Here is a 12,189-nt window from a genome sequence, read left to right as displayed (position 1 = left end):
ACGTCTTGAATGACTCATTCAGGGCTTCGGAGGTCCTGAATGAGTCATTCAAGACCTTGGGGGCCGGGCTACCGAGTCTCGTCACGAGTTGCCGTCACCGGGCCGGCGGGCGACGCTGGGTGGTCCTCGGTGGACGACGGCGCGTGCCGGGGCCGAGGCGGGAAGGTGGTGGTCCATGGCCGTCCCGCCGAACGGGCCGCGGCGAGCCGAGGTGCTCGCCGCCCTCTCGCTGGCCATCGACCTGGGGCTCGGGCAGCCGATGGAGCACATGCTGCGCTCGGCGGTGCTCGCCACCCGGCTCGCCGACCGGCTGGGCCTGGACGAAAGCCGGCGCGGCACGGTGTTCTACGCCAACCTCGTCGCCTGGATCGGCTGTCACGCCGACTCCCACGAACTGGCCGGCTGGTTCGGCGACGACATCGCCTTCCGGGCCGGCTCCTACCGGGTGAACTGGACCGGCCCGCCCTTCCTGCGCCTGCTGGTCACGCACGTGGGGCGGGACCGCGGGCTCCTGGCCCGTGGCGCGCTGACGGCCGCGTTCCTCGTCGGCGTCCGCGGCAGGCTGGCCGAGCTGATCCAGTCCCACTGCTCCTCGGCCGCCCGGCTCGCCGGGCGGCTGGGGCTGGGCGAGCCCGTCAGCACGGCGCTGGCCTGCACGTTCGAACGCTGGGACGGCAGCGGCCTGCCCGCCGGGACCGGTGGTGACCGGCTTCCGATCGAGGCACGGATCGTGCACCTCGCCGAGGTCGCCGAGGTCTACCTGCGCCGTGGCGGTGTGGCCTCGGCCGTCGCGATGGCCGAGGCACGCAGTGGCAGCCAGTTCGACCCCGCCGTCGTTTCCGCGTTCGCGAACGCGGCGGAGGACATCGCCGCCGGTCTTCTCGACGAGGACGTCTGGGCGCTCGCCCTGGCGCAGGCACCCGACCGCGACCGGGTCCTCGGCGACGCCGAGCTGGACGAGCTGCTGACCGCGATCGGCGACTTCGCCGACCTCAAATGCCCGTTCACCATCGGGCACTCCCGCGGGGTCGCCGCCCTCGCCGCCGAGGCCGCTCGCCGCGCGGGCCTGCCCGAGCCGGAGGTCCGGCTCGTCCGGCGGGCCGGGCTCGTCCACGACCTGGGCCGGATGGGCGTGCCCAACAGCATCTGGGAAAAGGCGGCCCCGCTGTCGGACGCCGAGTGGGAGCGGGTCCGGCTGCATCCCTACCTGACCGGCCGGATCCTGCGCCGGGTCCGCGGCCTGGAGGAGGTCGCCACGGTCGCCGCGGCGCACCACGAGCGGCTGGACGGCTCCGGCTACCCGCTCGGCGCGGCCGGCGCGGCACTGGCACCCCACGCGCGGCTCCTGGCGGCCGCCGACGTGTACCACGCGCTGGGCGAGCCGCGCCCGCACCGGCCGGCGCGCGACGCCGTCGACGCCGCCGAGATCCTGCGGCAGCAGGCGCGCGCGGGCCGGCTGGACGCGCACGCCGTCGACGCCGTCCTGTCCGCCGCCGGGCACGCGGCCCGCCGCCGGACGCCCTTCCCCGCGGGCCTGACCGGGCGGGAGGTCGAAGTGCTGCGCCTGCTCGCCGGCGGCGGGTCGAACCGGGACATCGCGCGGTCGCTCTCGATCAGCGAGAAGACCGTCCGCAACCACGTCGAGCACATCTACGCCAAGGCCGGCGTGTCCAACCGGACCGGCGCCGGGCTGTTCGCCCTCGAACACGGCCTCACGACGGCGTTTCCCGGTACCGCCGGAAGATGAGGCATCCGCCCCATGCGCCGGCGGCCGGCCGCGGCGAGGCTGGGCCGGTACCCGAACCCTCCTCGCAAGGAGCCGGCCATGCCGACCCGCGCCGTCATCAGCCTCACCACCGGACTCGAAGACACCGAGAAGGTCACCGTGGCGTTCCTCGTCGCCGTCGGGGCCGCCGAACAGCACCGGCCGACCCTGATGTTCCTGACCAAGGAAGCCGTCCGGCTCGCCCTCGACGGGTTCGCCCACGCGGTGGCCTGCGAAGGCTGCCCGCCGCTCGCCGACCTGGCCAAGCGGTACGAGGCCGCGGGCGGGCCTTACCAATCCGGCCAAAAGTAGGCCGACCCCCGCGCGGCACGCAACCGTTGCTACAAAGCCATTCGGCCGTGACTGTGGTCGGATTGGTAACGATCGGCACAGTACCTCGTCTGCCCGATCTGCTTCACCGCTCGCCACCTCCACGACGACGGCCTGCTCGCCAACGCCGCCCTCGGCGGCACCGTCCCGATGTGGGAGTGGATCGGCGACGAGCCCGTCACCACCGTCAGCTACTGACCCCGGAGAGCACCATGACCACCGAAGGCGAACAGTTCGCCAGCGCACTCGCCGAACAGGACCCGGCCGCGCTCCGCGCGGTACTGGCCGATCGGATCGACTTCGCCGCCCTCACCCCGGGCCGTCACTGGACGTCCACCGACCCCGCCGAAGTCGTCGGCGAGATCGTCCTCGGCCGCTGGTTCGGCCCCGGCCGCCGGATCACCGAACTGTGCTCGGTGACGACCGGCCGGATCGCCGGCTGCCGGCACGTCGGTTACCTGCTGCGAGTCGAGCGCGACGGCGTCGACCACCTCGTCGGGCAACAGGCGTACTACACGGCGCGCGACGGCGCGATCGACTGGCTCCGCATCCTGTGTTCCGGCTATCAGGCCGTCTCGGCGAGCGAGCCGGCCGCGGTGGCGACCGGATTCAGCCGCTAGAACCTTATAGCGGCGGGATTTCTCCGGTGACCGCAGTAACCTGAGCGCATGACCCGCACGGAAGAGGGCTTGCGCGAGCGGAAGAAGCGCGCGATGCGCCGGCAGCTGTCCGACACCGCGATGACCATGTTCCTCGAACGCGGCTTCGAGCCGGTCCGCGTCGCCGACGTGGCCGAAGCGTGCGGCGTGTCCGAAAAGACGGTCTTCAACTACTTCCCGAGCAAGGAGGCCCTCCTCCTGGATCGGCTCGAGGCCACGGCCGGCGCGCTGCGCCACCACCTCGCGGATCCCGCGCTCCCGCCGGTCGGCGCGATGCTGCGGGTCCTCGACGGCGAACTGGCCGGCCTCGAAACGACCCTGACCGCGGCCGGAGACCACGACGACGCGCTCACCACCTACCGCAGGTTCGGTGACCTCATCCGCGACACACCTTCGCTGCGGGCCTACCGCAGCGACGTCGCCTACCGGTATGTCGACATCGCCGCCGAAGCACTCGCTTCGCGAACCGGGCTCGAGCCCACCGATCCCGAAGTCCAGATCACCGCGGCGGCACTCATCGGGCTGTGGCGCATCCAGGTGCACGCCCTGCGCACCCACCTGCGTCCGGGCCGGCCGATCGCGGAGGCGGTTGCCACCGTGGCCGGGCAAGTCCGGCGTGCGGCTTCCCTGCTCGAAAGCGGCCTTGCCTGAGCGAGAACAAACTTTTTGCTACAGTAACTTTACTGTCACTGTAGCTTTAGGAGTCGCCGTGCCTTCGGTCGTCCTGCAAGCAACCGGGCTCACCCTGGCCGGTCTCCTCGCCGGCGAGGAGTTCGTCGTCCGGTACGGGGTCCAGCCGGCCTTGCGCCGCCTCGGCGACCACGCGCACGTCGCCGCGCGCGTCGCTCTCGTGCGCACCCTGCGCGTCGTCGTCCCGGGCATCATGGTTCCGACGGTTCTCGCCGGTGCCGCCGTGCTGATCGCCGGCAGCGGCGGCGACGGTGCCGGCTTCCGCTGGGCCGGAATGGCCGCGCTGGTGGCGTTCCTGCTGTTTTCGTTCCTGGGCACGGTGCCCCTCAACATGCGGGTGATCGACTGGCAGCCGGACAACCCGCCGCCGGACTGGCGGGCCACCGTGCTGCGCTGGCAACGGATCGACGTCGCGCGGTCCACGGCGGCGATCGCCGCCTTCGTCTGCTTCGTCATCGCCTTCGCGGCGCAGATCCCGTGATGTCGCCGGCGCCGATCCGCGAAACGTTCCCGCTCGGTGTCGAAGGGCTCCTGAAGTACCTGGACGCCCTGGCACCGACTGGCGAGACATCACATGTCCTCGGTACTGATTGACGCTCCCCGCGGCCCCATCACGGTGAATCTGTCGAAATCGCCGAAGACGAACGGCACCCCCGGCCTGAGACATCATACGACTGCTAGAGTGGCCTCTCAGGAAACCAGGCCCGAGGAGTGCGATGGCGAGGTCGTTGACCGACGAGGCGATCGACCGGATCCGGGAGTTCGTCCGCTCCGGCCGGTTCCCGGCAGGCGCCAAGCTGCCGCCGGAACACGAGCTGGCCACCGAGCTGGGGATCTCCCGGAGTCCCACCCGGGAAGCCGTGAAGGCACTGGCATTGGCCAGGGTCCTCGAAGTCCGCCGCGGCGACGGCACGTACGTCACCAGCCTCGCGCCGAGCCTGCTCCTGGAAGGCCTCGGCAGCGCGGTGTCGCTCATGCGGGGCGGCAGCGTGCTCGAGCTGACCGAAGTACGCCGGCTCCTCGAACCCGCGGCGACCGGGCTGGCCGCCACCCGGATCACCGACTCGCAGCTGCGCGCGGTGGGCGAGCTCCTCGAGGCGATGCACGAGGCCGTCGAGGACGTCGAACGCCTGACCGTGCTCGACGCCGCCTTCCACCGCGCGGTGGTCACCGCGACGGGCAACGAAACGCTCACCGCCCTGCTGGACGGGATCTCCTCCCGGACCCTGCGGGCGCGGGTCTGGCGCGGCACCGTCGACCGGGGCGTGACGCACGTGACGCTGTCCCAGCACCAGGCCATCTACGACGCGCTCGCCGCCCGCGAGCCGGCGGTGGCCACCGCCGCCGCGCTGATGCACGTCGACACGTCGGAACGCTGGCTGCGGTCCCACCTGGCCGGCATCCAGGACCTGGACGGCGAGTAGCCGGCCGCGTCACCAGCGGTAGATGCGGCGCAGGACCTGCTTGACGACCTTGCCGGTGGCGTTGCGCGGCAGGTCGTCGACGAACACGACGTCCCGCGGCACCGCGAACCGGGCGAGCCGCTCACGCACGTGGGACCGGACCGTGTCGACGTCCAGCCGGGCGCCGGGGACGAGCACGAGGTAAGCCGCCAAGCGCTGGCCGTACTTGGCGTCGCGGACCCCGACCACGGCCGCCTCCCGCACCTCCGGGAGGGTGAGCAGGACTTCCTCCACCGACGCCGGCGCGACGTTCTCGCCGCCGGACACGATCATTTCGTCCTCGCGGCCCTCGACGAACAGCAGGCCGTTGGCGTCGACGTAGCCGCGGTCGCCGGTGTCCATCAGCCCGTCCCGCACGTCCAGCTGCGCCCCGTCGGTGTACCCGTCGAAGAGCAGGCGGTTGCCGACGTAGAGCCGTCCGGTCGCGCCGGGCGGAGCCGGGGCACCCGTGCGGTCGAGGACGCGGATCGCCGTGCCGATCGGTGGCCTGCCCGCCGTGCCGCGGGCCGCCCGGAGATCGCGGGGGCCGGCGATCGCCGCCCACGACACCTCCGTCGAGCCGTACAGGTTGTAGAGGATGTCCCCGAACGCGTCCATGAACTCCTCGCCGAGCCGACCCGGCAGCCCCGCGCCGGAGCTGGCGACCACGCGCAGCGAGGAAAGGTCGTAGCGCGTCCGCGTCTTCTCCGGCAGGTCCAGCAGCCGCCGCAGCATGGTCGGCACCGCGAACAGCGCCGTGCACTGCTGCCGCTCGATCATCGCCAGCGTCGCTTCCGGGTCGAAGCGCCGGGGCAGCACCAGACCGGCCCGCAGGGCCATGCCGAGCTGGAGCGCGGCCAAGCCCCAGGTGTGGAACAGCGGGGCGGCCACCAGGATCGATTCCCCCGCCCGCAGCGGGATCTCCGACAGCACCGCGGCGGCGTCGGCGACGCTGTGCGGGGTCGGGCGGCGCGCCCCTTTCGGTGGGCCGGACGTGCCCGAGGTGAGCACGACGAGCCGGCCGGGCCTGCTCGGCGGGGCGATGCGGGCGGGCGGCTCGGCGTCGATCAGTTCTTCGATGGTCGAACCGTGCCACCCGCCGCCGGGAGGCCACGTCCAGAGCTGCGGGACCTCCGGCGGCAGCTGCCCGCGCAGGGCCGCGAACTCGGCGTCGGCGAGCACCAGCTGTGATCGGTGCCGGATGGCGAATTGGGCGGCCTGGCCCAGGGCCAGGCCGGTGTTCATCAGGGTCAGGTCCGCACCCAGCTTGCTGCAGGCGATCATCGTTTCGACCATCGCGTTGTGGTTGCGGCACATCAGGAGTACCCGTGCCCCCTCGGTGATGTCGTAGCGCTTCAGCACCGCGGCCAGCCGGGTCGTGCGCTCGTCGACCTCGCCGAAGGTCCGCTCGGACCGCTCGTCACACAGCGCCAGTGCCTCGGGCGTGCGGCGGGCCACCGACTCGTAGCCACCGGCCAGGGTCGAGCCCCACCGGCCCACCGACCGCAGCTGCTTGAGTGTCCCGGTGGGCTGGGCGGGGGTGAGGACGCCGGCCCGGACCAGGACCCGCCCCAGCTCGCGCTTCGAGGGGCGGCGCGGGGGCGGATCCGCCGCGGGGACCCCGCTGAGGTGATCGCACATCGTCTCGATCGCCTCGAGGATCCGGCGGCGGATCTTCGGGACCGCCGGCGAACGGCCGTCGAGCACCGTGAGCAGGACAGTGACCGCGGAGCCCTCCGGCACCGGACGCAGCACGACGGACATCCGGTGCTGCCTGCCGTGCACACTCGACCAGGCCAGGTGCTCGTCCCGGCGGTGGACGAAGATTTCGGCCTCGCCTTCGCCGCCGGCCCGGTACCGGTAGCGGGCGCCCCGGCCGGCGGTCTCCGAAACGGGCTCGCAGAACGTGATCCCGCGGACGAACCGCGGATAGAGCTGGGGGTTTCCCACGATCGTCCACAGCTTCGCGGGAGAATGCGGCACGGTAACGTTGATCTCGACGAGTTCCGGCTCCATCGTCACCCGGCCACCCGGGACGGTTCACCGGTATCGCCGCCGGACATGCCGGGAAACGCCCTCGGTTCGGTGATCATGGCTCGGCCCTCCCGTGCCGGTCCGGCGTATCGGCCCTTTGGCCGACAAGCCAGCATCCGTTTGCCCCCATCGGCGTGTCAACACATGCTCACACGATTCGATGGATTCAATCCGGAACGACGGCCGAGAACAAGAGAACCGCCGATTCTTTCACGCCTTTCTCACCTCGGCGGCGACGCGCCGGACCGGGCCGGCACCCGGGTCCGGCGCGTCGCCGCCGCTCAGACCACCGAGAACTGCCAGCGGAGGTTCGGGCTCCCGTCGTCGGACCACACCTTGAGCGGGGAGCCGGAGGGGACGTTCCCGCCGCCGTCGAGGACCAGGCCGGTGGCTCGGTTCGCGATCGCGAAGACGCCGCCGCCGGTGTCGGTGATCGACCACTGCTGGCTCGCCGCGCCGGTGTAGGCCGACTGCACGGGATTGCCGCCCGCCGCGGTGGCACCGGCGCCGTCGATCACGAGACCGTTGGTGCGATTGGTCAGCTTGACGAACCCGTCTCCGGCGTCCTCGATCCCGAACTGGAGGTTCGTGCTGTCGTCCGGCGTCCAGACCTTCAGCGTGCTGCCCGCCTCGACCGCGCCGCCGCCGTCCACGGCCAGTCCGCTGGTGACGTTGACGATGCGGAACCACCGCGCGGGATCGAACGTGACGCGCATCGAGACGATCGCGTCGTTGAACCCGGAGGTTCGCAGATCCGGCGTCGCCGTCACGAACTTGCGCGGGGTGCCGGTGAGGTTGTCCCCGGGGTAGCCGAGGACCTGGTAGCCGTCTCCCGGCCAGATCGCGGAAATCGTCTTGGGCTGGACGTTCTTCGCCTGCAGCTGCGCGGCCGGGTAGCTGCCGACCGCCAGCGCCGCGCTCACGCCACGGTAACCGACATCGGCGAACACGGTCGCGCCGGACGCGGGCCCCACCACCGGGATCCGGCCGTCGAACGTCAGCTTGAGCACGTAGGCGGGTGACCCGTAGGGCTTCGCCGACGGCAGCGTGACGTGCAGGGCGCCGGCGTCCTGGGTGTATTTCAGCGGGCCGGGGGCGCCGAGCAGTTCGACGCGCCGCAGGCCGCTCAGGTCGATCCGCTTGCCGGACAGCGTCGTGATGTCCGCCGTCGCACCGGGCCAGGCCAGCACGGTCGCGTAGAGCACACGGCCGGCCTTGTCGCGGGTGAACCGGAAGTCCTTGGCCGTGCCGACCTTCGGCGAAACGAACGAGCCGCCGCCCATCTTGGTCGGGCCCTCGCCGTAGACGTCCCAGGCGCGCGTGGCGTAGATCGACTCGCCGACGCGGCCGAGGTAGGTGCCGAAGTCGGCGAGGACCGCGCGCTGCTCGGCCGGGATGGTCCCCTCGAGCGTCGGGGAGATGTTGAGCAGCATGTTGCCGCCCTTGCTGACCCGGTCGATCAGCGAGTGGATCATCTGGGTGCTCGAGTAGTAGCCGATGCCCTGGGTGTAGCTCCAGCTGCTGCTGCTGATCGCGTCGTCGGTGAGCCAGTACGGCGTGACGATGTCGGCCGGGCCGCCGCGTTCGTAGTCCGCGACCTCGCCGTGGGTGGTGAACCCGTGGTCGAAGTGCTTGAACGTCGAGACGACGTCCTTGCCCCACTTCTGCGCCTGGTTGTAGTAGTAGGCCAGGAACTCCAGCCGTTGCTGCTCCCCCACCGCGCACGGGCCGCTGTTGATGCAGTAGCCGGGCGAGTTCAGCGAGAAGTCCTGCCAGAGGATGTCCGGCTTCGCGCGGTCGATCACCTCCTTGAGCTTGGCCAGCCAGAGCTTGTCTTCTTCGGCGCGCGGCAGCTGGCCGTACAGCTTGCGCAGGCTCGGGGTGGTCTGCGGCGGGGCGAAGTCGTAGAAGCCGTTGTAGTTGAACGCGTGGTGCATCGCGACCAGCAGCTTCAGGCCCTGCCCGCGGATGGCCTTGCCGAACAGGTCCAGCAGGTTCAGCCGCGGCCCCCGCGCCACCGAGTTCCACTCGTTGACCTTGCTGTCCCACATCGAGAACCCGTCGTGGTGCTCGGCAACCGGGCCGGCGAACTTCGCCCCGGACGCCTTGACCACCCTCGCCCACTCCTCCGGGTCGAACTGCCCGCCCCGGGAGACCAGCTCCGGCGCGAACTGCACGTGGTTGCCTGCCGTGTCGGTGCCGCCGTCGATGAACCGGTCGTAGCCCCACACCGTGGGATCGCCGTAGGTCGCCTTGTGGTGCTTGTTCTCGCCGCTGTCCGGGATGTACATGTTCCGGCCGTACCACTCGCTGCCGAACTCCGGCGTCGTGAACGCGCCCCAGTGCCAGTAGATGCCGAACTTGGCGTCCTGGAACCACTCCGGCGCAGGCGGGTGCCCGTCGACCGAGGGCCAGGTGGGCTGGTACGGCTCGGACGGCGTGGCGGCGGCCGCCGGGCCGGCCAGCGCCGGCGGCACGGCGGCGGCCGCGAGCCCGGCCGCCGCCAGGGCACCGAACTGCCTGCGGGACAACGGGTTCTGGGCAGGGGGCGTCATTGCACTCTCCAGAGGGTGACGGGGAGCTAACAGGAAACCAACCGGTACCGCAGGGTCGGGCGGCGACCGGCCCGGCTCAAACGCCCCAATGTGGCATTGGGTGCGTTGGACGCACCGAACGCCACATTGGGGCGCTTCACATCTCGCTGGGGACCGCGGCCGCTTCGCCGGAAGCGTCAGGTCTGGCGCTTCCCGCTGGTGATGCGGGACATCACCAGCGCGATGAGGATGATCGCGCCGTTGAGCGCGCCGATCCACTGCGCGGGCACGCCGGCCAGGGTCAGCACGTTCTGGATCATGTACAGCAGCAGGATGCCGGTGAAGGCGCCGAAGAGCGTGCCACGGCCGCCGTTCAGGCTCACCCCGCCGATGACGGCGGCGGCGAACACCGTGAAGATGTAGCCGTTGCCCTGTGCCGCGGCCACCGAGGCGAGCCGGCCCGAGAGCAGCAGCCCGCCGAGCGCGGCCAGGACACTGGCCCCGATCAGCACGATCCACACGATGCGGTCGGTCCGGATGCCCGCGGCCTTCGCCGCGTCCTCGTTCCCGCCGATCGCGTAGAGGCTGCGGCCGAACCGGGTGTAGCCGAGCAGGACGATCCCGCCGGCGAACAGCAGCACGCAGATCCAGATGGAGGCCGGGACACCGGCCCACAGCGTGGTGCCGAGGTAGAGCACCGAATCGGGCAGCCCGAAGAAGGTCTGGCCGCCGGAGATCCCGGTCAGCAGGCCGCGCAGCACGATCAGCATGCCGAGGGTGACGACGAACCCGCTCAGCCCGAACCGGACGATCAGCAGGGCGTTGAGCGCACCGACGACCACGCCGACCAGGAGCACCACGGGTACCGCGGCCCACGACGGCAGCAGCCCGAGCGAATGGCCGCCGCCGATCGTCAGCCAGGCCGCCACGCCGGGTGCCAGGCCGAACGTGGACTCCAGCGAGAGGTCCATCTTGCCGACGACCAGGACCATCGTCTGGGCGAGCACCAGCAGCGCGATCTCCGACATCGTCTGCAGGATGTTGATCACGTTGTCGTACTGGAGGAACACCGGGTTCACCAGCTGGCCGACGACAGCGATCGCGATGATCCCGGGCACCAGCGCGAAGTCGCGCATGCGGGCGAGGGCGATGCGCCGCGGCGGCCGCGTGGCGCCGGGCTCGGTCCGCGGCGGGACGTCCACCGCGGCGGGGCTTTCAGGCATCGAGGTCGACTCCTTCCATGGCGGCCACGACCTCGCGGTCCTGCCAGCCTGCGGGCATTTCGGTGGTGATGCGGCCGTGGACCACGACCAGCAGGCGGTCGCACAGCCGCAGGTCGTCCACCTCGTCGGAGGCGATCAGCACCGCGGTGCCCGCTGCGGCGGCTTCCGCGACCTTGCCCAGGAGGAACTCCTTCGACCGCACGTCGACCCCGGCGGTCGGGGTGATCAGCACGAGCAGGCGGGGGTCGCCGGCGAGCGCGCGGGCCATGACGACCTTCTGCTGGTTGCCGCCGGACAGCGCGGACACCGGCAGTTCCGGGCCGGGGGTCTTCACCGCCAGCCGCGCGATCAGCTGCCCGGCGAGCCGGTCGCGCAGGCCGGACCGGACGAAGATGCCCGGGCCGAGCCGGTCCATGACGCTCATCGTGGAGTTGTCCGCAATGGACATCTCCGGCACGAAACCCTGGTGGTGGCGGTCTTCCGGGACGAACCCGATCCCGGCGGCCAGCGCCGACGGGACGTCGCCGGGCCGCGGCCGCCGATCTCCGACGAAGACGGTTCCGGAGGTCGGCTTGCGCAGCCCGGCGAGTGTCTCGGCGACCTCGGTCTTGCCGCTGCCACCCGCCCCGGCCAGCCCCACGATCTCGCCGGGCGCGATGTCGAACGAAACGTCCTGGTAGTGCGGGGCGAGGCTCAGGTCGTCCACCCGGAGCACGGGTTCGAGGCCGTGCCGGGCCGAGGAGGCGCGCTCCTCGGCCACGATGGCGTTCTCCCCGGTCATCGCCGCGACGAGGTCGGCCTTCGGCAGCTCGGCGACCGGCGCGGTGAGGACGTGCCGGGCGTCGCGGTAGACCGTGACCGTGTCGCAGATTTCGTACACCTCCTGCAGGTGGTGGCTGATGAACAGGAAAGTGACGCCTTGCCGCTGCAGCTCGGCGATGTGACCGAACAGCCGGGTGATGGCGGTGCCGTCGAGCTGGGCGGTCGGCTCGTCGAGGATGACGAACCGGGCCCCGAACGACAGCGCCCGCGCGATCTCCACGAACTGCCGCTGCTCCACGCTCAGCTCCTTGGCCGGCCGGTGCACGTCGACGTCCACCGACCAGCGTTCGAGCAGTTCGGCGGCCGCGCGGCGCAACGAGGACCAGCGGACCAGCCCGCCGCGAGTCTCCTGCCGGTTGAGGAACAGGTTCTCCGCCACCGACAGCTCGGGGATGATCGTCGACCGCTGGTACACGCAGGCCACGCGCGACCGCCAGGCGTCCCGGTCGGCCAGGGCCGGGGCCGGTTCCCCGTTCAGCCGCACAGCTCCGGCGTCGGGCTCGGTCAGTCCGGTCAGGACGGAAACCAGCGTCGACTTGCCGGCGCCGTTGCGGCCGACGAGTGCGTGCGTCTGTCCGGGTAGGACGGTCAGGTCGGCTTCGTCCAACGCGACGGTGGCGCCGTAGCGCTTGACCACCTGACGGGCCTCGACGACCGGCACGGTGTTCATGTTCGGTTCCTCTCCGGAGC

Annotated in this window: 10 protein-coding genes; 6 read left to right on the top strand and 4 right to left on the bottom strand. The window is 71.4% G+C overall.

All coding sequences use genetic code 11. The features are described 5' to 3' along the window. Positions 1-175 precede the first annotated feature (175 nt). The 6 genes from A3CE_RS0147205 (at position 176) to A3CE_RS0147180 (ending at position 4,868) form a co-directional block, all read left to right on the top strand. Positions 176-1,747: an HD domain-containing phosphohydrolase gene (locus A3CE_RS0147205; RefSeq protein WP_020647123.1), complete on the top strand. Its 1,572-nt coding sequence runs from the start codon at positions 176-178 to the stop codon at positions 1,745-1,747. Positions 1,748-1,825: 78 nt separating this feature from the next. Then, positions 1,826-2,077 carry a DsrE family protein gene (locus tag A3CE_RS54145; protein WP_020647122.1) on the top strand — a complete coding sequence of 84 codons (252 nt, stop codon included), beginning with the start codon at positions 1,826-1,828 and terminating at the stop codon, positions 2,075-2,077. Between the two features lie 230 nt (positions 2,078-2,307). Then, complete coding sequence (locus tag A3CE_RS0147195) at positions 2,308-2,715, top strand: hypothetical protein (RefSeq protein ID WP_020647121.1); 408 nt, start codon at positions 2,308-2,310, stop codon at positions 2,713-2,715. Positions 2,716-2,763: 48 nt separating this feature from the next. Beyond that, the gene (locus A3CE_RS0147190) at positions 2,764-3,405 is read left to right on the top strand and encodes a TetR family transcriptional regulator (RefSeq protein WP_020647120.1); all 642 of its coding nucleotides are present in this window, start codon (positions 2,764-2,766) and stop codon (positions 3,403-3,405) included. A gap of 58 nt (positions 3,406-3,463) precedes the next feature. Further along, on the top strand, positions 3,464-3,925 hold the full coding sequence (locus A3CE_RS0147185) for an anthrone oxygenase family protein (protein ID WP_020647119.1): 462 nt from the start codon (positions 3,464-3,466) through the stop codon (positions 3,923-3,925). 235 nt (positions 3,926-4,160) lie between these two features. Then, a complete protein-coding gene (locus A3CE_RS0147180) occupies positions 4,161-4,868 on the top strand; it encodes a FadR/GntR family transcriptional regulator (protein ID WP_020647118.1) in 708 nt (235 codons plus the stop codon). 9 nt (positions 4,869-4,877) lie between these two features. Here A3CE_RS0147180 and A3CE_RS0147175 read toward each other — a convergent pair whose 3' ends face one another. The 4 genes from A3CE_RS0147175 to A3CE_RS0147160 form a co-directional block, all read right to left on the bottom strand. After that, the gene (locus A3CE_RS0147175; RefSeq protein WP_026469557.1) at positions 4,878-6,902 is read right to left on the bottom strand and encodes an AMP-binding protein; all 2,025 of its coding nucleotides are present in this window, start codon (positions 6,900-6,902) and stop codon (positions 4,878-4,880) included. Between the two features lie 299 nt (positions 6,903-7,201). Further along, on the bottom strand, positions 7,202-9,475 hold the full coding sequence (locus A3CE_RS0147170; protein WP_043791499.1) for an alpha-L-fucosidase: 2,274 nt from the start codon (positions 9,473-9,475) through the stop codon (positions 7,202-7,204). A gap of 176 nt (positions 9,476-9,651) precedes the next feature. Beyond that, positions 9,652-10,677 carry an ABC transporter permease gene (locus tag A3CE_RS0147165; protein ID WP_026469556.1) on the bottom strand — a complete coding sequence of 342 codons (1,026 nt, stop codon included), beginning with the start codon at positions 10,675-10,677 and terminating at the stop codon, positions 9,652-9,654. Then, on the bottom strand, positions 10,670-12,169 hold the full coding sequence (locus A3CE_RS0147160) for a sugar ABC transporter ATP-binding protein (RefSeq protein ID WP_020647114.1): 1,500 nt from the start codon (positions 12,167-12,169) through the stop codon (positions 10,670-10,672). Before A3CE_RS0147160 ends, A3CE_RS0147165 begins: the two co-directional genes overlap by 8 nt. Between the last annotated feature and the right edge of the window lie 20 nt (positions 12,170-12,189).

The organism is Amycolatopsis balhimycina FH 1894, from assembly GCF_000384295.1.
Classification (GTDB): domain Bacteria; phylum Actinomycetota; class Actinomycetes; order Mycobacteriales; family Pseudonocardiaceae; genus Amycolatopsis; species Amycolatopsis balhimycina.
Note: the sequence above shows the minus strand (reverse complement) of the source record. Positions and strands in the feature narration are given on the sequence as shown.